The sequence below is a fragment of the Paenibacillus glycinis genome (genome assembly GCF_009909185.1).
Lineage (GTDB): Bacteria > Bacillota > Bacilli > Paenibacillales > Paenibacillaceae > Paenibacillus_Z > Paenibacillus_Z glycinis.
On the sequence record NZ_JAAAMV010000019.1, the window covers coordinates 41529 to 63287 of the forward strand.

Genomic DNA, 21759 nt, shown 5'->3' on the forward strand with positions numbered 1-21759 from the left:
AGCGGATGGGAACGCCTTCGGGCTTCCATCCGCTTTTACTTATTGATCGTCGTCGTCTTCTTCCAGCAGGCGCTTCGCTTCCAGATACGCTTCCGTCTGGCGGTCTCGCTCCCTGCCTTTCTCTTTCAACCGCTCGATCGCGGGCAGGATAAGAATGTCGACTTCCTTCTGGATCGTATACGCCAGGTCGTACCGGGTCTGCGACTCCAGGAAGGAACCCGCCTCCATGAGCGCGTTGTACCGGTCCAGTTCCTCTCGCGTCAACAGTCCGCGGACTTGCACGCTGCAGTGCCGCATTACAGGAACTTGCCTTTGCGAAGCACGAGCGGAATGCCGCCGATGATGTAGAGGTACCGGATATCGATCGCTTTCTTGAGCCAAGCGGCCATTCGGCCTTTGTATTTTTTGCCGAAAGCCAAGCCGACCGCTTCGCCTTTGCCGAGCGAGGCTACCGTGCCTTTGTTCTTGAACTCGAACTTCTTCTGCGGTTGATTGCGAATGGATGCCACCAAGTTATGCGCGCACACGACGCCCTGCTGCATGGCGATCTGTGCGGTCGGCGGATACGGACGGCCTTCCGGGTTGAACATCAGCGAGTTGTCGCCGACGACGTAGATGTTCTCGTGACCGGGAACCCGCAGGAACTCGTCGACTTTCACGCGGCCGCGCATCGTTTCGATTCCGGCTTCTTCGATGAGGCGGTTGCCGCGAACGCCGGCCGCCCAGACGACCGTCGCCGAGCGGATTTCTTCGTTATCGCCGACGACGACGCCGTCCGGCGTGCATTCTTTGATCGCCGTTCCGATCCGGAACGTAACGCCTTTCTTCGTGAGCACGTCCATCGCGTACTCGACAAGCTCGGGGTCAAAGCCGGGAAGCGCCGACGGCGCCGCTTCGACGTTGTAGATTTTGACGAGGGACGGGTCCACGTCGTTCTGCTTGCAAAGCTCGGGAATGCGGTCCGCCAGCTCGCCGACGAATTCGATGCCCGTGAACCCCGCGCCGCCTACCACGAAGGTCAGGTAATCCGTGCGGTGCGGCTCGCGTTTGTAGCGCGCGAATTGATATTCGATATGTTCGCGGATCAGGCGGACCGAATTGATGCTGCGGATGTTCATCGCGTATTCAAGCATACCTGGAATGCCGAACGTTTCAGGCTCGCCGCCCAAGCCGATTACGAGGTAATCGTAGGAGAGCGTGCCGTCCTCAAGAATGACCTTCTTGTCTTGCGTCCGGATTTGCACGACCGTCGACTTTACGAAATCGATCTTGAACTCATCGATAAGCTTGGAAATGCTGACGCGCGCATTTTCTGTCTTGTCCGTACCTGCGGCCGGCATATGCAGATGAGTCGTAAAGTAGTGGTAGTCGTGCTTGTTGACAAGCGTTACGTCGGCTTCATTATAATTTAATTCTTTCTGTAGCCGAAGCGCTGTCAGGATGCCGCCGTAACCGGCACCCAATATAACAATTTTCGGTATGTTGCTCATCGCAGAATCCCATCCATTCGTAAAGTCTTTTCTTTTCTCTACATTAACATGTGAATAACATGTGAAAATTTACACAAACACGCAAAAACAGACAATGAGATATAATTTCTTGCCTGTAGTGTGTGATTCCAAGTCTTCATTTATGATGAAATTTTCCAGTCTTCTTTCGACAAACCGATTGCTAATACCACACATGATACAAACTTTTCCCGTAAAGTTCAAGGGTAAAATATACGAAAATCTTTAGAACAACATCCAATTTCCTTCTTTCAAATCGGCTTGTCGACCATATATAATGTACTGAAAGAACGGCTTCTCTTTGCTCTCGATTTCCAAAATCCTGGAGGTGTCAACAGTGTCAAGCTCATCTGAATCCTCTCAAGTCGATATCGCGATTATCGGCGGCGGCCCGGCCGGAATGTTCGCCGCCTTTTACGGCGGCATGCGCCAGGCATCCGTCAAAATTATCGAAAGCATGCCGCAATTAGGCGGCCAGCTCGCGGCGCTTTATCCGGAGAAGCATATCTACGACGTTGCCGGATTCCCCAAAATAACGGCGGGCGAGCTCGTCGAGCAATTAAAGCAGCAGATGGACCATTTCAAGCCCGGGATTCATCTGGAAGAAAAGGTGCTTGAGGTCGTGAAACGGGACGAACGCGATTTTGCCATCGTCACCGATAAAACCACGCATTACGCCAAAGCCGTCATCATTACCGCCGGCGTCGGCGCGTTCGAACCCCGCAGGCTCGAGCTGAACGAAGCCGCTCCGTTCGAGAAAGCCAATTTGCACTATTTCATAAACGACCTAAGCCGATTCCGAGACAAGCATGTCGTCGTCAGCGGCGGCGGCGATTCCGCGGTGGACTGGTCGCTCATGCTCGAGCCGATCGCCGCAAGCGTGACGCTTGTCCATCGCCGCGATAAATTCAGGGCGCACGAGCACAGCGTCGAGAATCTGATGAAGTCGAGCGTGAACGTGCTTACGCCTTATGAGCTTACCGCCCTGCGCGGCGCGGACCGAATCGACGGCATCGCGCTTCAGCACGCCAAGACCGGCGAGACGAAACAGCTCGACGTCGATGCCGTCATCGTTAATTACGGGTTCGTCTCGTCGCTCGGCCCCATCGCGGAATGGGGCCTGGAGATCGATAACGGCTCCATCCTCGTGGATTCCCGCATGGAAACGAGCGTTCCGGGCATCTTCGCCGCCGGCGACATCACGACCTACCCGGGCAAGCTCAAGCTGATTGCCGTCGGGTTCGGCGAAGCGCCGACCGCGATCAACAATGCGAAGGTATACGTCGATCCTTCGGCCAAGCTGTCCCCGGGCCACAGCAGCAACATGAAGCTGTAATTCCCGAGATGGGGACCGGAATGGCGATAAAAAACCAATAAAAAAGGGTATCCTACCGATAGCCGCAAACGTGAATGCTTCATTCACCGGGCGAAGGAGGGTACCCTTTCATTATGTTATGTCCCGTTTGCAACGGATTGGAGCAGCTTGCCGTAAAATGTCCAACTTGCGCGATGCAAACCAACGATCTGGGGCGAGCGGTCGACTTGACTGCGCCTTACGCACCCTATCAGCCGGACGATGTCGATTTTAACGCGGAAATGACGATCATGGATAACGGACCTGAGACTCAAAGCTGCTGTCATATCGTGTTCTGCAGGCAATGCCGCGCAGCCTTCGAAGCCGAAGTCGCGCAATGGCCGTAATCTCGTCTTGCAAGTTAGGCGGAATTGCGATAAGCGTCCGGACTGATCGACCTGCGCTTCAATTCGTCTCTCAGCATCTCGATAAACTCGGTTTCCAAATTGTACTTATTAGCGGCTATATACGCATCGAGCAGCAATTCATCAGACAGCTGTTCCATATCACAGCCCCCTTTCCTCTTACTTCCAGTTCATCTTAGCATGTCCCGGAGGGAAGGAACAAGCGTTCCGATTATCCACACCCCTATGTGGACAGAGTGTGAGTAGCATGTGAATAATCGTCGAAAAAACAGGAATCATCAGTGGGGATTTGTGGATACGTTTATACACAGGCTTAATAAAACCCGTTTCGATAAAAAAGTTTAATGGTCCTCTATCAACCTATCAAACGAATATATTACATTTCGTTAATCATTATTGCGGCCTCGTATTGACCTCGAAAATCCATATTTTCCCGCTGGTGTCGATTCCGAAATCGAAGCCCAATTGCCCGATGCCCGGGAAGCGGCTCTCCAGTACTTCCGTCGACAGCTGGGTAAGCGTGCGCATCTCCCGTTTCTTCGATACGACCGCGCCTTTCGAGAACGAACGGCGAATGCCTTCGGAACCGCTCAGCAGCGTGCCTCCGCGGCAAATGTTCGTCACGAACAATCCCGGTTTGGCCAATCGCCCGACGATGGCGGTAATGTTCCACTGCCCTTCCGGCTGCTTGACGTATTTCACCCGGTAGTCGATCGGCCTGCCGTCGATCGTCGCGAGACGAATGCCTTTCTGGATCAGATACCGCCGTCCGCCGCGCTTAGCATTGAGCGATCGATAGAGTCCATCGAAGCTTTGGAAGCGATTCGTCTTCGAATAATAGGAATATTTAAAGCTTCCTCCTTCCCGCGAGACTTTGATGACCCCGTGGCCGCCCGCTCCTTTGACCGGTTTGATGACCACCATGCTATGCTGGTTCAGCATGCTGTTCAGATTATCCCTCGTGAACATCCGAGTCGGCGGGATATGCGGCGCGATCTGCGCATGCGAGAGCAAGGCCTCCGTTTTCGCCCATTTGCTTGCCAGCTGCCTTCCCTGTTCGTTTCCCATTCCAGGTCCTCCCCTTCAAGCGTCCTATATGACAACATATGCCTTCTTCCTCTTTGTCTCTTGGATGATTGATATGGTCAACTCGCCTGATTTAGTAGGCTGATAGGGGCTGACAGATATCGGCGCGGCAATCGACACGGGTCGGGCGCAAAAAAAAACACCGCGGAAAGAACGATAACGTTCATCCTGCAGTGTTTTTGCCTCCGCAAGCTTTCCTTCGGAGCCGGCGATGCCGATATGTAAACCGCAAAGAAAGCTTTGCTCTTGCTTAGCGCGAAAGCTGCGCATTTCCCGATGGCACGGAACCTGCCCTGGCATTGCCCCTGCGCACGTTCTTAACCGTATCCATCCGGGAAAAGGAAACCGGGGCGCTTAAAGCGTTCTTCCCTACCGGGTCCGGTTCGAAGAACACGCGCTGTCTTTCCTCGTCGAAAAATTCGACCAGGTCCATATTCACGACGTAGCAGCGATCGACTCGCGCGAATTCGTCTTGCGTCAGAAAACGCTCGTGTTCTTCAAACGTGGACAGCGGGTTCAAGATCGTTCCGTCTTTATGCTGATAGTTGATTTGCCCGTAATGGCTGTGCATGAGCACCACGTCGTTACGATTGACATAAACGATCTCAAAATCCTTCTTGTTGTAGCGCTTAACAAGCGGGATCAGCATGCTTACACCTGCTTTCTGAGCTCAGCCGGGATTCTTGGCTTATGAAAAATCACATAAGAGCCCGTTGTAACGAACATCGTTGCCACGCCGGCGATGACGACGCCGAGCATGCGGTACACGTTTTTCTTCATTCTTCTTCACCTCCTTCTTTAAATAAGAGAAGAATCGACTGCAATACGAAGACTACCGTCATGATGTCTGAATGAATGAGAAAATTGGAGGAGGCGAACAAGGCGGATAATACTTTCAACAACGGGTAGAATCGAGATGGGAGCGTAGCGTATTTATCATAATTCGCCGGAGCGAATATGAGCATCATCAGGACCGCGAATCCGGTGAGATAAGGCATCCAGCCGTCCGCAATCGGGACATGGGGGATGCCTGCCAATACTAACGTGGACACGGTCGCGCACATCAAACTGGACTTCAGATGGTAACCGCCGGACATATAACGGATGACGGCAAGGACGAGCAGCGCAAATCCGGTCGGCAGGAACTCTCCTGTCAAGGCTCCGATGATCAAAGCCGCGATCGCTGCCGATAACGTATTCGTCAGAATATCGAACGCATACTTGATCACCGATGCGGACGGGGCGTTCTCGACGCCTGCGGCCACCATACGATTGTGCAAGCCGACAGCGAGCTTATCGAGCATCCTCTACATCCTTCCGTCTGCTATAGTACAGGAACACGGGAATCGAGCATAGAAAGGTCGTTCCCGCCACGACGATGTATTTCTCCAGATTGCCTCTCAGCGCGATTCCCGCCACGAGCGCGATGACGATGCTGGAAGCGATTACCGAAAAGAGCGCCGAATTCGTCCGGTTGAATTCGATATAGCTTCTGTGGGAAGCAGGCACGTAATCGAAACCCCAGTTTTTCATGACGATGAACCGGCTGACGCTGACCAGGATTAGTCCCGACAACAGCTGCGTGGAGAAAATGATTTCGGGATCCCTCGTAATATGGGAAAAGGACGTTCCCGTCAACACGATGACGAAAATCGTGATGCCCTGCGCCGCGAACAAGCTGATAAAACCTGCCCCGTTCATGATGAACGAATAAAAGAGCGGCACGCGGAACAAGCCCCAGGTGACAATAATCAACAGCAGCAACTGCAAGTAGGAAGAGTAACTGTTTATCTCGGTGAAATGCCGTGTAATATAAGAGAAATGGCTCATCATGAATGCAATGATGATGATCTGCATCAAGATGCCCTTCAGAGGAAACCGGAACAAGGCAAACATGAAAACGAAGGTCGTGCAGTATTCGATTATCGAACCAGACAAAAAAAGCGTATAATTCATGATAGTCTTCGTCCTCCGCCTTCTTAACTCGCAACATACGATCTGGTTGATCTACTCTATTCAATAAGCCGTTCACGGCATGTGCCGCAAGCGAAGCGGGCTTACGGAACTCAACGCGCCGAGCACAACAAGGAAGAACGTATGTCAAGAGACGATCATCCGGCAGGAGATCGGTTTATACGACGTCGCCTTCTTCGGTTGTCGCAAACTGGCGGCGCCATCGAGCCGCGTTTGCTGCTGTTTTTTGGCGGCAGCGCCCCTATGTAGGCTTGCATCTTGCAGGCTAGCAACAAAGTTCTATACATATGAGTCGTTCGTCGTGCTAGCATTTTCTTTAGTATAGCAGAGATAGTTCATTTACTAAATAATAACTTTGAGAATCGGTTCCTATGCACCTTTCCCTGCAAGAATAACCTAGGTCCAACCCTCGAGTTTCCTGCTCGAAATCGATGCCCGTGCATCCATCTTCCGCATAGGCGCCGCATATTTCCGACATGCTGCACGAGATTCCTGTCGCGCGATGCAGAGATGCTCCCCTGATCCCGGCGCTAACGGAGGAATAACTTCGCATGCAAAGGGCTCCCGTCGCCGGGAGCCCTCGTGATTGCTTCCAATCAAAGCAAACTTTGCATGAATGCGGTGCCGGACTTCAGCTTGCCGCCCGCTTAGCAGGGCTCCGCTGCCGGGTTGCCCGCTTCGGTCGCCGTGCGGAACGACGAACCGCAGCCACAGGTCGCGGTCGCGTTCGGATTCGTGATGGTGAATCCGCCGCCCATGGCGGATTCCTTGAAGTCGATCTCGAGACCGTTCAAGTATTTGATGCTGTCCGCGTCCACGACGACCTTCAGGCCGTTCATTTCCAGCGCCTTATCGGACTCCGCCTGCTCGTCGTCGAAACCCATATTGTAAGAAAAACCGCTGCAGCCGCCCTCTTTCACGCCGACGCGCAGAAACAGCTCCGGCGAAGCCTCGGCTTCCAGCATTTCTTTGATTTTCTCGTTGGCCGTATCGCTGATCGTAATCATGCTATCCCTCCTCGAACATTCTTGGAACGACTTACTTACGTTTCTATAGTAATCAGTATACTGCACTTCCGGCAAGGACTCAATAAGCATACGGCGCGATTTCGGCCGCGCTTCGCGATCAAGCGTCCCTCAAGCTTTCATTATCTCGGCAAGACGTAGAGCATAATGACGAAGAAATGGAGCACGGAGCCGCCGAGCACGAACAGATGCCAGACCGCATGATGATGCTTGAAGCTTCGCCAGACGTAGAATATCGTCCCGAACGTGTACAGCAAACCCCCGGCTATGAGCAAATGCATGCCGCCGGCAGCCAGATGCGCCTTGAGCGGTCCCCACACGATAACGATCATCCAACCCATCAAGAGATAAATTAACGTGGACGTAAACAGAAACTTTGATGCGTAGAAGACCTTGAAGACGACCCCGCAAAGCGCAAGTCCCCACACGATAACGAACAGCGTCCAGCCCATCGTACCTTGCACCAGATGCAACAAAATCGGCGTATAGGTGCCCGCGATAAACAAATAAATGCAGGCATGATCCATAATTTCGAAAAAGCGTTTGGCTTTGCCTTCCCGAAAACCGTGCACCAGCGTCGACGAGACGTACAGCATCAGCATCATGGAACCGTAGATCGTAAAACTGACGACATGCTCGGCATTCCCCTTGAGCACGGCGAATACGATCAATAGTACGAGCGCCGCAATGCTCAGAAGCGCGCCAAAGCCATGCGTAATCGCGTTTACCGCTTCTTCCCTGCGGGTAAAGGTATGGGTGTTTGCCATTTTATCCCTCATTTCTAATAACCTGTGTCTGAAAGCCGGTTTGTCTGCCTTCATTGTATCGCATTTCGTGCCCGGGTCAAAACCGGCGAGCGGCGCCATGCCGAGCCTTCCATCACTTTGCCGTGCTGGCATGACTTAATAGTTGCCGCTATTTGTGATGAGGTTTATAATAAGGAAAGTTGTTTATGAGGTTTTTTGGGGAAAGAATAAGTAATTTTTTTCACAAAGTATTCGTTTTCATTATTTTTCACCGGACCTGCGCGCGCGCGCCCGGCGGACAAGGAGGAAGCCGTCATGAATGTGGCAATACCGACAGAAGACAAACAAATGCAAGCCATCGTGGAGAAGGTTCGATCCGGCGAGCGGCTCATCCGTGAAGACGGAGAGTTTCTGTACCGCTCCGACGACCTGCTGACGATTGGACAGCTGGCCAACGAGGTTAATTTAAGGAAGAACGGCCGCAAGGTTTATTTTATCGAGAATATGAGCTTGTATTTCACGAACGTCTGCGAAGCGCACTGCGCGTTCTGCAACTTCCGCAAGGACGAAGGCCAAGAAGGCGCGTACACGCTGAGCGGACCCGAGATGATCGCCTACGTGGAACAGCATATTCACCCGGACGTCCGGGAGTTCCATATCGTCGGCGGACATAATCCCCATGTTCCGTTCCAATATTACGTCGATTCGCTGAAAGCCCTGAACGAACGTTTCCCGGAAGTCGCGCTCAAAGCGTATACCGCCGCGGAAATCGACTTCTTCTCGCGAATCAGCGGCCTCAGTTACAAAGAAGTGCTGGAGGAACTGATCGCCGCGGGCTTGCAAAGCCTGACCGGCGGCGGAGCCGAGATTCTGTCGGACGAATACCGCAAAAAAATGCGCGTCGACAAAGCCGACGTCTCGCAATACCTGGAGGTTCACCGCACCGCGCATAACCTCGGCCTTCGCACGCACACGACCATGCTGTACGGGTCCGTGGAGAAAACCGAAGACCGCATCAACCACATGCTCCAAATCCGCGATCTGCAGGACGAAACGAACGGCTTCCAGGTGTTCATTCCGCTGTCCATGCAACCGATAAGCCCGAAAGCCAGCATTCGACGCCGCAATTCCGCCTTCGACGATCTGAAGGCCATCGCGATCAGCCGTCTGATGCTGGACAATTTCCAGCATATCAAAGCGTACTTCATCAACATCGGCACGCAATTGACGCAGGTCGCGCTGACGATGGGCGCTTCCGACGTGCACGGCACGATGGTGAAGGAACGTATCAGCCATGCGGCCGGCGCGCTCACTCCGGAAGGCATCACGCGCGAGGATCTGATCTGGCTCATCAAAGGCGCGGGCCGGATACCCGTCGAGCGCGATACGTTCTACAACGAAGTCAAAGTGTTCGAATAACGCAGAAACAGCATGAACAGCTATTCCCACGGCCTTCGCGACGAGATGTTCTCATTGCGAGGGTCAGTCATGCGCATACTACAGGACAAAACCATGCAGAGCGTACTCATTTACCATATTACTCATTGCTTATAGAAAGTTGGGATTCAAATGAAACGATTCGTTATTCTTGGCGGTGGCTACGGAGGATTGACGGTGGCCCACGCGCTGCTCGAGGGCGAACTGCCGGACGATACGGTTGTCGTGCTGATCGACCGGATGCCGTATCAGGGCTTGAAAACGGAATATTACGCGCTTGTCGCCGGAACGTCGCCGGAAATCGATCTGCGGGTCGCATTCCCGTCCGATCCCCGTCTGATCGTGACCTACGGAGAAGTGACCGATATCGACCTGGACGCCAAGCAGATCGTGCTTGCGGGCCAAGAGCCGCTCGAATACGAATGGCTCGTCGTCGCGCTTGGCTGCACCGACAAATACCATGGCATCGAAGGGGCCGAGCTTTACTCCAACAGCATCCAGACGATGGCCGCTTCGCGCAAAACGTACATGGCGCTCAACAACGCGAAGCCGTACGGACAAGTCTCGATCGTCGGCGGCGGCTTAAGCGGCGTGGAAGTGGCCGCGGAGCTTCGCGAAAGCCGTCCGGATCTGAACATCCGCATCATCGATCGCGGACCGAGCATTCTCTCGGCCTTCCCGGGCAAGCTGCAGGAGTATGTCTCCTCCTGGTTCATCGAGCATGAAGTGGAAATGCGGGGCGAAGTTTCCTTGTACAAGCTGGAAGACGGCGTCCTTCACGACAGCAACAACCCGAGTCCGATCTTGTCCGATGTCACCGTATGGACGGCAGGCATCCAACCCGTGGCGATCGTGCAGCGCATGAATTTGCCGAAGGACAATCAAGGACGCCTGATCATCAACGAATATCACCAGCTGCCCGATTACAACGAGGTATTCATCGTCGGGGACTGCGCTTCGCTGCCGTTCTCGCCAAGCGCGCAAGCCGCCGAAGGACAAGGCAAGCAAGTCGCCGAGGTCATGCACGCGATCTGGAGCGGCAAAACGCCGAAACTCGGCAAGATCAAGCTGAAGGGAACGCTGGGCTCCCTCGGCAAAAAAGACGGTTTCGGCCTGATGGGCCGCGCTACGATGATGGGACGCGTTCCCCGCCTCGTGAAAAGCGGCGTCTTGTGGATGTCGAAGCATCATTTTGGCTAAAATGTAGAAGGAACCCGGATTGTTCCGGCTCCAAGGCGGTATTACATATCGTCAATGAGCCGGTCAAGCGCTTCGCGAACGGCCTGCTGCTCTTCGATTTCATCCATGAGTTTCGTTTCCAGCTCTTCGACGGTATCCGCGGAGACGATCGTTCCGTCGACCATGCCGAACGGAGCCAGATAGCATTCGCCGCAGTTGCCCAAGCAGCCGTATTCAATGACTTCATAGTCCGGATTGGCTTCCAGTTTATTCATCAGCTTATCCGTTCCATGATGCATATTGCTTGCGCAAAATTCGATGATTGGTTTCAACATGATGTTCACCTGGCCTCTAGTTACTGATATCCATTTTCAATTGCATCGCTTTGTACTATAATAGGGGAGAAAGGAGTGGATTGCAATGAGTGAAAATGCACAAGCCACGATGTATGACGAAGTACTGGACGTACTCGACAAGCTCCGTCCGTTCTTGCAGCGCGACGGCGGCGACGTTGAACTCGTCGACGTAGAAGACGGCATCGTTAAACTTCGTTTGATGGGTGCCTGCGGCAGCTGCCCGAGCTCGACGATCACGCTGAAAGCGGGTATCGAACGCGCGCTGCTCGAGGAAGTCGAAGGCGTACAAGAGGTTATGCAAGTTTTCTAAGCTTGCCTTTCCTTTTGCCCGATATGAACACGAAAGCGTCTTGCCGAAGGGCAAGACGCTTTTTTTTGTCGTTCGCGATGCACAGGATACTAGCTCGATTTAATCGACGTCTTGATCGGATCGAAGCCGCCCGTCACGTCGACGATATTGCCGGTCATATAATCCGACTGCGGCAGGCAGAGAAACGCGATAACCCGCGCGATGTCCTCGCCGCTGCCGGGACGTCCGCTCGGCGACTCGTCATCGCGCTCTTCGGACACCTCGGCGATCGTGCGCTCCTTGTTCATGCCGCGGATATCGCCGGGACAAACCATATGTACCGTAACGCCGTTCGCCGCCTCTTCGACGGCGAGCGTCTTCGTGAAGGAGACCAGTCCCGTCTTCGCCGCGGCATAGACCGCCCGATGCGGCCATGCCCGGCCTTCGCCGGCATGGCCGAAGCCGAAGTGGATGATGCGCCCCCATTGGCGCCTGCGCATGCCTGGCAGCACCTGATGGTCGAGCAGCATCACGCCGAGCAGGTTGCCGTTGACGAGGCCGGTAATGGCCGCGGCCTCGTAGTCGGCGAACAACCGCCGTTCGCGAATGAACGGTCCCGCATTGTTGATCAGGATATCGATGCTGCCGGTCAGCGACCAGGCCAGCGCCAGCGCAGCCAGACGCGCGACGTCTTCCTGCCGCGCGATATCGGCTTGCACGGCGGTGGCCCTGACGCCATGCCGCCGCTCGATCTCTTGCGCGAGCTGCTGCGCTTCGCGCTCGCTGTTGACGTAGTTGAGCACGATATCGCAGCCCATCGCGGCGAGAGTAAGCGCGGTCATTTTGCCCAAGCCTTTGGCACTTCCGGTAATTAGGGCCGTTCTTCCTCTAAGCTCCATAGCCCCCTCCTAGGTCAGCGTCATGACTTGATCTGGCTGTAGGCATGATGAAAGGTCAGCTTAAGCGTATCCAGCACGAGGACCATCATTTGCGCAAGGTCCTGCGTCTGCTGCGATAGGTTTTCCAAGCGATGCTGTTCGAAATAAGCCTCGTGATTCTGCTTCAGATCGTCCTGCATCTCTGAATTCATGTAGTGAATCTCCATGTTCCGACGCTTCCGAAGGCGGTTCATCGGTTCTTTGCCCGCTTCCTTCAGCTTATGCAGCTCCGCGGTCAATTCAGGATACAGATTGCCCTCCAGCATCCTGCGCAGCACCGTAAAATAAGAAAAATGCGGTTTGACCCGATCGGTCTCGAGGCGCAGGTAATCGTTCATCAGCGTGCCCAGCTTGTCCAGCAGCGAGAACAGGCGAATAAAGGCGTTCTTGTCGAAATACACGTACCGGCGGTAGTTCATCCGTTCCTCGTCGGTCATGCCTTCGACCGTATCGGAGGTGACGAGCGCGGCATATTTGCCGGCTGCGTATACGCTCTGCTCCAGCTCGTCGAGCGAGGAGATCAGCCCGAGCGTATAAATTTCGTATTTGCGCAGCTTATGGTCATTGTCCAGCCCGCGCTCGATGCGCTCGTTCATTAAGCCCGCGAACCTTTCCATCGCCTGGTTCGCCTCAAGCAGCTTGCCCCCGTCCTGGCGCGGAGGTTCGCCAAACAAGATGCGGAGCATCGCAATCTCCTTCCGAACGTCTGCCTCATGAAGCAGGATCTGCTTGTTTGACGGATTCGGGGTTTCGTCGCCGTACCGGCAAGCAAGCAGAGTACCGTTATCCATTATAGCGCATTATCGATTGAAATAAGAATGCCAACGGCGATCGACGAGTTCCACGATATCCTGGCGCGGAATCAGTTCGTCCGGGTAGCCCGGTTTCATCCGCGCATCGATGACCAGCGGCAGCTCGTAGCCGACATGGTGGCGGTTCAGCTTCGTTGCCGCGTAGATATCGTCGGCGGGATTGAAGCGGGTAAATACCGTCCATAAGAACGGCGTCTGCGCGTCCGCGATGGAGGCGTCGTCGGCAAGAATAACGAGCGGCCATGCCGTGCCCCGCTCGCGCAGCCTCGACAGCAGCCGCGTCGCCAGCTCGGGCTCCTGCTCGTAAGTGGCGCCGGAGACGACCAGGCAGCCCCGGCAGTACACCCGCGCATCCGCGATCTCGTCGATCGGGCCTTCGTCGTAGCTGGACGGGAGCTCGCGGATCGCATCGCCGACGCCGAGCATGACGGCCTTGCTCCCATGATTCAGCTTGCCCCCGGTGTAATCCAATGTATCATGGGACGTTTTGTCAAACACGAACAAATCGGTTTCCGGTCGGAAGCGCGCCAGCACGGTTTCCATCAATTGCGGGAAATCCGCCAGGTCGACGGGCTGATCGGTAATCATCAAATATTTGGTCAGCGTCAGCTGGCCCTCGCCCAAGATGCGGAAGGCGGTGCCGAGCGCCTCGCGCGAGTAGCTCTCCCGCACGACCGCTGCCGCCAGCGCGTGAAAACCCGTCTCCGCGTACGTCCAGAGGTCCTTGACGCCGGGCATCGCCAGCGGGAAGGCCGGCGACAGCAGGCGCTGCAGGAAATCGCCCAAGTAGTAATCCTCCTGGCGCGGCTTGCCCACGATCGTCGCGGGATAGATGGCATCCTTGCGATGCCACATATGGCTGACGTCGAACGCCGGGAAATCATGCGTCCACGAATAGTAGCCGTAGTGGTCGCCGAACGGCCCTTCGGGACGCCGCGCATGAGGCGCCACTTTCCCGCTCAACACGAATTCGGCGTGCGCCGGAATCCGGTGGCTGCCGTGCGGGTCCTGCACGACCTGCAGCTTGCCGCCGATGATCAGCGACGACAGCAGCAGCTCCGGCAGATGCTCCGGCACCGGAGCGATCGCCGACGCGATCAGCGCGGGCGGACCGCCCAGGAAGACGGACACCGGCAGCGCTTCGTTCCGTTTCTCCGCCTCGTGGTAATGGAACCCGCCGCCTTTGTGGATCTGCCAGTGCATGCCCGTCGTCGAATGATCGAAGATCTGCATGCGGTACATGCCGAGGTTATGCTGCTTGCGGTGTTCCGGATGCTCCGTATAAACGAGCGGCAGCGTGATGAAAGGACCGCCGTCCAGCTGCCAGCTCGTCAGCGCGGGCAGTCCTTCCAGCGGCCGGCTTTTGCGCACGGCGCCCAAAATCGGCGCCGAGGCGGCCGGCACTTCCTTGATGCCGACCTTCATGGCGTCCCACAGCAGCGAACGTTCGCCCCAGAGCGCCGCCGGCGTTGGCGGCAGGAGCCGGTCCATCGCGCCGACCACCTGTTTCATGAACGCTTCCGGACGCGGCCCGAACGCGAGGTCTACGCGCCTGACCGTGCCGAACAGGTTCGTCACCACGGGAAAGGGACTGCCTTTCACGTTCGTGAAGAGCAGCGCCGGTCCGCCTTCGTCGATGACGCGCCGATGAATCTCGGCCAGCTCCAAGTACGGGTCTACCTGCGTCTCGATGACGGCAAGATCGCCCTCCCGGCGAAGCGTGTCGATCAATCCCCGCAAATCTGTGAAGCTCATGCCTGTAACCGCCCTTCGCGCCATTTCCAGGCTCGGATCATAATATCGCTCAGTATCCCGAATAACCCGGATACGATCATGTTGTGCAGAATGCTCGTAAAGACGAACCAATCTTCGTTGCGAAGCGTCACCGTCAGCAGCGCGCCGCTCAATACCTGGCAGCAGACGAGAACGAAGGTCACGTTCATGGCCTTGCGCATGCCCGGGTGCTCCTTGCCGACGCGGTTGATATAAAGCGCCAGCCAGCCGATCAGCACGAGCAGAACGGCGGCCGCCACGCGATGCATGAATACGTACATGGTCGCGCCTTGCAGATCCGGAACGAATTCGCCGTTGCAGAGCGGCCAGCCCACGCATCCCCCGGCCGAATCCGTATGACGCACGTAAGCGCCCAAGTAAATCACGAAATACGTATACACGAGTATGAAGAGCGAGAAAGCGAACACGGCCCTGGGTATCGCGGTCGCCGGCTTGTCCGCCGCGGTTCCCCGCTTCCTGCGCCACGTCCAAATCACGAGCAGCAGCGTGAACATGAACGCCAGGATGGAGATGCCGAAATGCAGCGCCAGCACGGCAGGCGTCGTCGGCCATATGACGGCGGCTGCGCCCAGCAGTGCCTGCAGAACCGTGAATAAGCCAGCGCCGGAGGCATAAGCGATCGGCTCCTTCTCGTTGCGGTACAGCATCAAGGTCGCGATAAACGTCGCGAGCACCAGCAGCCCTACTCCGCCGCTGATTAACCGGTGGGAATATTCGATCAACGATTCGACGGTATACGCCGGAATGAATTTGCCGTTGCAGAGCGGCCAATCCGTGCCGCAGCCCCGGCCGGAGTCTGTATTCGTAACCAATGCGCCCGCGATCAACACGAGGAACATGCCGATGCAAGTCAAGACCGCTAGCGCACGATATCGGTTATCATTCACTGTCATCACCTTGCTTCCTAAGAATCACCTCCCATTATACTGAACAAATTCGACAAATACCATGTTCAAACTGTGAACGCACGCCTAGCGAAAGAAAGCCCGCCAAGGAGCCGCAAACGGCCGCCTGACGGGCTTTTTCGCATAATTACAGGGGTTAGGTCGCCAAAACATCCGCGACCTGAAGGGCGCGATCCAGAAACTGCTCAATCTCTTCCCGGTCCTTGCGCAGCTTGCTGACGAACCGCACGAGCTCCTTGCCGTTCTTGAACGCAATGAAGCTCGGAATGCCCAAAATGTTCAGCTCGCCGCAGAGGTCGGGCAGGTCGTCCCGGTCGATCTGCAAGAAGCGGATTCTGCCGCCGTACTCGGCTTCGACAGCCGGCATGAACGGTTCGATGTAGTGGCAATCCTTGCACCAGGTCGTCTTGAAGACGGCAACCGTCACGCCTTCGGACCGCACCGCGTCGCGAAAAGCGTCTTCCGTCGTAATCAATTCCATAGGAAACCTCTCCTTTCGTGGTGAAACTGCTTGATCGGCGAGCCGAGCCGGTAGCAGGCCCTGCTAGGGCTCGCGAACCAGCGTCAATGCCTTCACGCCGCCATATTGTTCCCATTCGATGCTCGCGCCAAGCGCTTGCGCGAAATCGCGCGCAGGCACGTAGGTGACGCCGTTCACGACGGTCGTCGGGAAGCCCCATTTGACCGTCTTGCCATTAATGATGGCATTGCTGCTGCCGTTTTTCAAGCTGATCGTCGTGTTCGTCGCGCCGTCCTTGACGATCAGCGAGCCGCCCGATTTGGTCAACGCCGCTCCGAATGCTTCGGCGGTGTAACGCAATGGCACGATCGTGATGCCGCTCGGCGTAATAATCGGCGCATTGCGGCTGAATTCGGGGCTCAGCGTAAGCGACTGCCTGCCGATATGCGCCGTATTGCGGAGCAGGTCGTAAACATCGGAATTCTTATCGAACTGTTGAAGCACTTCGTAGCCCTGCATATCCATCAATGCTTGGCCGTTAAGAACGGACTTGTCGCCGGAAGGCTGCGCCGGCTGCACGTCGCCGTTCACGTTCCATCGGTCCGACGTGATTTTCACCGAGATTCCGCTGAACGGCATCAACGCTTCCATCCCCATGTCTTCGTCCTCATCGCCCGCGGCAATCGCCGGTTCCGTAATCTTGACCGCCGCTTCGATCACGGCTTTGCGGATATCGAGCTTGCCGTCGATGAAGAGGTCGCCTTTCACGAAGGTCCCGTCGTTCAAGACGCTGTCCAACGTCTCCGCTTCATCCGTCTCGGTCTTGGCCAGCTCGTCCTGCAGCTGCGTCAGCATGTCGATAATCTCGTCCGCCGCATCGTTGACCGCGGCTTCCGTGTCGTCCTCTTCCGGCAGCGAGCCGAACATGCTCTCGACCGGGGACGCCGCGATGGCAGACTCTTGACTTTGCAGGGCTTCGAGCAAGCCCGTCAGCATCGCCTTCAGACCTTCCTTGTCGCCGATCAACGCGTCGATGTAGGATTTCAGCCAATCCCACAGCTCTTTGCCGGTTAGGTCGGCATGGACGTTCATCCCGGTCACCGTTTCCCCGTGGACGCTCTCCTGTCCGGGCAGCACGGTCAAGTGCGACGGATTCGGCAGGTTATCGATCGCGTAGCCGCTGACGGCATCGATGATTTGCTTGCTTGCTGCCGTCAAGCTCTCCTGCGCGGAAGCCGCGGCCGCATCGGTCTCCGGATCCGTCAGGCTGATGACGATCGGTTTCTTCGCCCCTTCGAGATCCAGCTCCGCGAGCTCGTTGTTCATCTTCGCTTCGAACGCGATATGTTTAGCGCCCAGGCTGAGCTCGCCCTTGGCGGACATGCCCCCGGTTTCGCTTGTTTTGACGTCGGTCAGCTCCAGCTTGATATCGGAAACGAGCTTGATGAGTTCCCCTTCTTCGCCGGTCAGCATTTCGTCCGCCCCGTCGTTCATCAGCAGCTTGAACGCTACCGTTTCGTTGCTTTCGTAAGAGGTGACGTTCATCGATTGCTTCAGCATGGCATTGAAATCCACGCCGTTCAATGCTTGACAGCCCGCCGCGACCAGCACGACCATCGAGATCAACAGCAATCCGATCGCTTTCTTCCTTCGTTTCCACGATTTCATGATCAAAAAAATCCCCTCTCCTAGGTAAACAGACTACGGCCTATTCTACCATATTGAGGGGATATTTGGAAACTAGATTACCTGCTAGAATCGGCGCCGCCGCGCGCGGTTACGCGCATCAGCGGGTTCAGCAGCCGTCGCAGCGGACCCGGGAACTGCCGGACGTCTTCCGGCGTGACGACCTTGAGCAGCACCAGCAGCGCGACGTACAGTCCGAGCGATACGACGCCTGCGGCGATGCAGGAGAACGCGTAGGTCAATTTGACCGGAATGCCCCCGATGTACGTTCTGCAGACATAATCGATCAGCAGGCCGGCCACGGACGCGGCCGCGATCGTCAAAGCGTAGCCCGCCCAGCGGGCGCCGAGAATGTTCAGCTTGATTTCCTTGCGAATCTGCCGGAAATTCAGCGAAGCGATGACCATGAAGCAGATGGTGGACGACAAAATGATGCCGTACACGCCGAGCAGCGGCGCCAGGATCAGGCTCGTCACGACTTTGACGACGATCCCGATCAGCGCATGGCGCATCGGCAGCCGAGGCTTGTTCATGCTGGTCAGCACGGTATTGCTCGTCATCATCGTAATCTGGAAGATCGTCCCCGCGGTCAGAGCCGCTACGGCCCCGCTGCCGCCCGTGTTGGAGAAGAGCAGGCCGGTAATGGACATCGCCGCGACCGTCATGATGAGCGACACCGGCACGCCGGTAAACACCACGATCCGCATGACGAGCGAGGCTTGGCGCTCGACTTCCTGCATGTTGCGGATCTTGTAGGCGGACGAGATGATCGGAATCATGGATTGGCTGAGCGCGATCGCCAGAATCGGCGGGATGCCGGCCAGCGCCTGCGCCTTCACGCCGAGCCAGTCCAGCATCTGATCGGCATCGGCGACGGCATAATACCCGTGCGTCAGCTTCATGAAGAACGACGTATCGAAGAAATAGATGAATTGCACCGTCATCGACGTGATGACGATCGGCACGGAAATTTTGAACAATTCCTTATAAATCGCGCCGAAGGACAAGACGGAGCGCCCGGTCGGCGGCGACGATGTGCCGCCGCCTTGGCCTTGAGCCGCATCCTTCAGATCCTGACGCTTCAGCTTGCGCGCATACGACAGCATGACGGCGAACGCGCCGAGGCTGCCGAACACGCTGCCGAACGTCGCCGCCGCCGCGATCCAGCTTTGTCCCCAGTCCCAAGCCAGCACCAGGTAAGCCAGTCCGACCGCGGTAATGACGCGCAGGATCTGCTCGACGATTTGCGAGACGCCCCCGGCCGCCATGAACTGCCGGCCTTGGAAATAACCCCGCATCATCGCGATGACCGGGAAGAAAAACAGCGCGGGCGCAATGGCCCGGACGGCGAGCGCCGCGCCCGGCTTCTCGGCGATGTGCGTCGCATAGAACGGCGCGAAGATCAGGAGCAGCACCGTGATCAGCACGCCCGTTATCGCGCCGAACAGCAGCGCCGCCTTGTAGATGCGCTGCGCCTCGTCGGGGCGACCGAGCGCGTAACGCTCGGAAACCATTTTGCTGATCGCGCTGGGAATGCCGCCGGTGGCGACGATCAGCAGCATCAGGTAGATATTGTTCGCGACGGTGAAATAACCGCCGCCGTGGCTGTCCGTCATATAGTCGAGCGGGATGCGCTGGAAAATCCCGAGGAACCGGGCGACCAGCGCCGCCGCCGCGAGTATGATCGTGCCTTTGATCAACGAGTCCTTTTTAACCATGAGCCGTTATCTTTCTCCTACTCCGAAGCTTATTTCGATTTGATTTCTTCCAATGGCTGATGGTTGCCGCGAACCGGCTTGGCCGCTCCGGACGGTTGCGCCCAGCGGATGCCGTTGCGGATGACCTGCAGCACGGTCGGATTATAGTACGTCGGGAACGTCTCGTGGCCCGGACGGAAATAGAACACTTTGCCCTGGCCGCGGAACCACGTGCAGCCCGAGCGGAACACTTCCCCGCCTTCGAACCAGCTGACGAACACCAGCTCGTCCGGCGCGGGAATGTCGAAGTGCTCGCCGTACATCTCCTCGTGCTCCAGCACGAACTGCTCCGGGATGCCCGCCGCGATCGGATGCGCCGGATTGACCGTCCAGATGCGTTCCTTCTCGTTCGCCTCGCGCCATTTCAGGTCGCAGCCCGTGCCCATCAGCTTTTTGAAAATTTTGGAGAAGTGGCCGGAGTGCAGCACGACCAGCCCCATGCCCGCCATGACGCGCGCGTGCACGCGCTCCACGATGGCATCCTCCACTTTGTCATGGCCCATATGGCCCCACCAGACGAGCACGTCGGTATTCGCGAGCACTTCGTCCGTCAGTCCATGATCGGGCTGTTCCAGCGTTGCCGTCGCGACCCGGAAGCCGTCCGAGCCGATGCCCGCCTTCAGCGCCTCGTGGATGCCGTCCGGGTAGACGTCTTTCACTTCGTCGTGCATTTTCTCGTGCAAAAACTCGTTCCAAACGGTTACTTTGATCACTTGTCAGCTTCCTCCCCGAGTTAGAGCCATAGAAAGAAAATCAGGATCATCGCGCCTTGCAGGATGAATTTGACGACCGTGCTGGTGAACAGGCCGACGACGGCGCCGAGCCCCGCTTTGAGCGCCTTGTCCAAGCTCGCGCCGGTGAACAGCTCGCCGATCACGGCGCCGAGCAGCGGTCCCAGAATCAGCCCGAAGGCGGGGATGACGAACGGCCCGATCAAAATGCCGACGGTGCTGCCGACGACGGACGCGCGGGAGCCGCCGTATTTCTTTACGCCCCACGCGCTGACCGCGTAATCGGCAATGAACAGCACGACGACGATAATCGTCTGGATCGTCCAGAACCAGAAGCCGAAGGGCGAGAACGAGACGAAGAACCCGTAGGCGAAGAATGCCGCGTAGATCGCCAGCGCCCCCGGCAGAATCGGGAAGATCGCGCCGGCCATGCCGACGACGAATAACAGAACGACTAGGATCCAGCCTGCGATTTCCATGCCGGGCTCACCCTTTCAGCACGTAGTCTTGAAGCAGCCGCGCGACCGCGTCCTCTTCGTTCGTGACGTTGACGACGTCCGCGGCGGCCTTCACCTCGTCCTGCGCGTTGCCCATCGCGACGCCAAGGCCGGCCTCGCGGATCATCGCGATGTCGTTCAAGCTGTCGCCCATGGCCGCCACTTGGGACATGTCGATGCCGAGCAGCTTGCATACCTCCCGGATCGCGGCGGCCTTCGTTACGCCCGCCGGATTCATCTCCAGGTTGGTCGGCGAGGAGTTCGTGATTTCCAGGCCGCCCCAGGAAGAGGTTTCCGCCAGAATCGCGCTGAGCATCGGCGCGTCCTCCGTGAAATACCCGAACTTCAGCCAATGCTGGGATTCGAAATCCCCGCCGATCTCGCGCCAGTTTTCTTTGTTGTACACGCCCATCGTCGAGTACGCCCAGTACCAGCATTCCTCGTGCCGAAGCGCGAGCTCGTGCAGCCGCTTCATCATCGCGACGGACATCAGCGTCCGCTCGTGCAGCACCTGCGGCCGCGACCAGATCTCCCCGCCGTTAACGGTGATCATCGGCGTCTCCAAGCCCAGCTGTTCCGCGTACGGCAGCGCGCTCTGATAACCGCGCCCCGTCGCGAAGCTGACGACGATGCCCGCCTCCGTTGCCTTCCGAATCCATTTTGCGTTCTCTTTGCTGACTTCCTGCCGGTCGTTGAGCAGCGTTCCGTCCATGTCCAGTGCGACGAATTTAATTGATCCCATGTTGGCCTCCTTGCCCAAGCTGCGCCTGCGGCAGCTCACTAAGAGCAATTTTAGCACAGAATAAGGAGAATCCAAACCCGCGGAACGACAAAAAGGCCGCGAAGCGCGGCCCGTTTCC

General features: G+C 56.7%; 25 protein-coding genes. 4 read left to right on the forward strand and 21 right to left on the reverse strand.

Annotated elements, in window-relative coordinates:
- Positions 1–39 precede the first annotated feature (39 nt).
- Together GT019_RS20140 and GT019_RS20145 are read right to left on the reverse strand one after the other, a co-directional pair.
- Positions 40–297, reverse strand: a complete 258-nt coding sequence (locus GT019_RS20140) for a hypothetical protein (protein ID WP_161744994.1) — start codon at positions 295–297, stop codon at positions 40–42.
- On the reverse strand, positions 297–1490 hold the full coding sequence (locus GT019_RS20145) for an NAD(P)/FAD-dependent oxidoreductase (protein ID WP_161744995.1): 1194 nt from the start codon (positions 1488–1490) through the stop codon (positions 297–299). Before GT019_RS20145 ends, GT019_RS20140 begins: the two co-directional genes overlap by 1 nt.
- Before the next feature lie 355 nt (positions 1491–1845).
- Here GT019_RS20145 and GT019_RS20150 point away from each other — a divergent pair, with 355 nt between their 5' ends.
- Positions 1846–2844 carry an NAD(P)/FAD-dependent oxidoreductase gene (locus GT019_RS20150; RefSeq protein ID WP_161744996.1) on the forward strand — a complete coding sequence of 333 codons (999 nt, stop codon included), beginning with the start codon at positions 1846–1848 and terminating at the stop codon, positions 2842–2844.
- Between the two features lie 379 nt (positions 2845–3223).
- Here GT019_RS20150 and sda read toward each other — a convergent pair whose 3' ends face one another.
- From sda to trhA, 8 genes are all read right to left on the reverse strand, one after another.
- Positions 3224–3367 (reverse strand): sporulation histidine kinase inhibitor Sda, encoded by a 144-nt coding sequence (sda, locus tag GT019_RS20155; RefSeq protein ID WP_161744997.1) that lies wholly within the window; start codon positions 3365–3367, stop codon positions 3224–3226.
- Positions 3368–3620: 253 nt separating this feature from the next.
- Positions 3621–4295: a YheC/YheD family protein gene (locus GT019_RS20160; protein ID WP_161744998.1), complete on the reverse strand. Its 675-nt coding sequence runs from the start codon at positions 4293–4295 to the stop codon at positions 3621–3623.
- A gap of 268 nt (positions 4296–4563) precedes the next feature.
- On the reverse strand, positions 4564–4962 hold the full coding sequence (locus GT019_RS20165) for a LytTR family transcriptional regulator DNA-binding domain-containing protein (RefSeq protein WP_161744999.1): 399 nt from the start codon (positions 4960–4962) through the stop codon (positions 4564–4566).
- Between the two features lie 2 nt (positions 4963–4964).
- Positions 4965–5093 carry an AgrD family cyclic lactone autoinducer peptide gene (locus GT019_RS20170; protein WP_161745000.1) on the reverse strand — a complete coding sequence of 43 codons (129 nt, stop codon included), beginning with the start codon at positions 5091–5093 and terminating at the stop codon, positions 4965–4967.
- Positions 5090–5617 (reverse strand): accessory gene regulator B family protein, encoded by a 528-nt coding sequence (locus GT019_RS20175; RefSeq protein WP_161745001.1) that lies wholly within the window; start codon positions 5615–5617, stop codon positions 5090–5092. Before GT019_RS20175 ends, GT019_RS20170 begins: the two co-directional genes overlap by 4 nt.
- Entirely contained in the window at positions 5607–6269 is a 663-nt protein-coding gene (locus tag GT019_RS20180) for a hypothetical protein (protein WP_161745002.1), read from the reverse strand. The genes GT019_RS20175 and GT019_RS20180 overlap by 11 nt, the downstream gene beginning before the upstream one ends.
- A gap of 665 nt (positions 6270–6934) precedes the next feature.
- Positions 6935–7294, reverse strand: a complete 360-nt coding sequence (gene erpA, locus GT019_RS20185) for an iron-sulfur cluster insertion protein ErpA (protein ID WP_161745003.1) — start codon at positions 7292–7294, stop codon at positions 6935–6937.
- A gap of 140 nt (positions 7295–7434) precedes the next feature.
- Entirely contained in the window at positions 7435–8079 is a 645-nt protein-coding gene (gene trhA, locus GT019_RS20190) for a PAQR family membrane homeostasis protein TrhA (protein WP_161745004.1), read from the reverse strand.
- A 294-nt stretch (positions 8080–8373) separates the two neighbouring features.
- Here trhA and mqnE point away from each other — a divergent pair, with 294 nt between their 5' ends.
- Both mqnE and GT019_RS20200 read left to right on the forward strand, forming a co-directional pair.
- Positions 8374–9477 carry an aminofutalosine synthase MqnE gene (mqnE, locus tag GT019_RS20195; RefSeq protein WP_161745005.1) on the forward strand — a complete coding sequence of 368 codons (1104 nt, stop codon included), beginning with the start codon at positions 8374–8376 and terminating at the stop codon, positions 9475–9477.
- A 150-nt stretch (positions 9478–9627) separates the two neighbouring features.
- Positions 9628–10695: an NAD(P)/FAD-dependent oxidoreductase gene (locus GT019_RS20200; RefSeq protein ID WP_161745006.1), complete on the forward strand. Its 1068-nt coding sequence runs from the start codon at positions 9628–9630 to the stop codon at positions 10693–10695.
- Positions 10696–10736: 41 nt separating this feature from the next.
- Here the strand turns inward: GT019_RS20200 and GT019_RS20205 are convergent, their stop codons facing one another.
- Positions 10737–11006 carry a YuzB family protein gene (locus tag GT019_RS20205; RefSeq protein WP_161745059.1) on the reverse strand — a complete coding sequence of 90 codons (270 nt, stop codon included), beginning with the start codon at positions 11004–11006 and terminating at the stop codon, positions 10737–10739.
- A gap of 88 nt (positions 11007–11094) precedes the next feature.
- On the opposite strand from GT019_RS20205, the gene GT019_RS20210 reads away from it, so the two are divergent.
- Positions 11095–11340 (forward strand): NifU family protein, encoded by a 246-nt coding sequence (locus GT019_RS20210; RefSeq protein ID WP_161745007.1) that lies wholly within the window; start codon positions 11095–11097, stop codon positions 11338–11340.
- Positions 11341–11429: 89 nt separating this feature from the next.
- Here GT019_RS20210 and GT019_RS20215 read toward each other — a convergent pair whose 3' ends face one another.
- The 10 genes from GT019_RS20215 to GT019_RS20260 form a co-directional block, all read right to left on the reverse strand.
- Positions 11430–12218 carry an SDR family oxidoreductase gene (locus tag GT019_RS20215; protein WP_161745008.1) on the reverse strand — a complete coding sequence of 263 codons (789 nt, stop codon included), beginning with the start codon at positions 12216–12218 and terminating at the stop codon, positions 11430–11432.
- Positions 12219–12238: 20 nt separating this feature from the next.
- Entirely contained in the window at positions 12239–12943 is a 705-nt protein-coding gene (locus GT019_RS20220) for a Cthe_2314 family HEPN domain-containing protein (RefSeq protein ID WP_161745009.1), read from the reverse strand.
- A 114-nt stretch (positions 12944–13057) separates the two neighbouring features.
- Entirely contained in the window at positions 13058–14824 is a 1767-nt protein-coding gene (locus tag GT019_RS20225) for a UbiD family decarboxylase (RefSeq protein WP_161745010.1), read from the reverse strand.
- Positions 14821–15756 (reverse strand): COX15/CtaA family protein, encoded by a 936-nt coding sequence (locus tag GT019_RS20230; protein WP_201755481.1) that lies wholly within the window; start codon positions 15754–15756, stop codon positions 14821–14823. The genes GT019_RS20225 and GT019_RS20230 overlap by 4 nt, the downstream gene beginning before the upstream one ends.
- A 148-nt stretch (positions 15757–15904) precedes the next feature.
- A complete protein-coding gene (locus GT019_RS20235; RefSeq protein WP_161745011.1) occupies positions 15905–16249 on the reverse strand; it encodes a thioredoxin family protein in 345 nt (114 codons plus the stop codon).
- A 63-nt stretch (positions 16250–16312) separates the two neighbouring features.
- The gene (locus GT019_RS20240; protein WP_161745012.1) at positions 16313–17896 is read right to left on the reverse strand and encodes a copper amine oxidase N-terminal domain-containing protein; all 1584 of its coding nucleotides are present in this window, start codon (positions 17894–17896) and stop codon (positions 16313–16315) included.
- 77 nt (positions 17897–17973) lie between these two features.
- Positions 17974–19632 carry a putative polysaccharide biosynthesis protein gene (locus GT019_RS20245; protein ID WP_161745013.1) on the reverse strand — a complete coding sequence of 553 codons (1659 nt, stop codon included), beginning with the start codon at positions 19630–19632 and terminating at the stop codon, positions 17974–17976.
- Between the two features lie 29 nt (positions 19633–19661).
- The gene (locus GT019_RS20250; RefSeq protein ID WP_161745014.1) at positions 19662–20384 is read right to left on the reverse strand and encodes a ThuA domain-containing protein; all 723 of its coding nucleotides are present in this window, start codon (positions 20382–20384) and stop codon (positions 19662–19664) included.
- A 20-nt stretch (positions 20385–20404) separates the two neighbouring features.
- Positions 20405–20881: a DUF456 domain-containing protein gene (locus GT019_RS20255; RefSeq protein ID WP_161745015.1), complete on the reverse strand. Its 477-nt coding sequence runs from the start codon at positions 20879–20881 to the stop codon at positions 20405–20407.
- A 7-nt stretch (positions 20882–20888) separates the two neighbouring features.
- The gene (locus tag GT019_RS20260) at positions 20889–21641 is read right to left on the reverse strand and encodes a Cof-type HAD-IIB family hydrolase (protein ID WP_161745016.1); all 753 of its coding nucleotides are present in this window, start codon (positions 21639–21641) and stop codon (positions 20889–20891) included.
- Positions 21642–21759 lie beyond the last annotated feature (118 nt).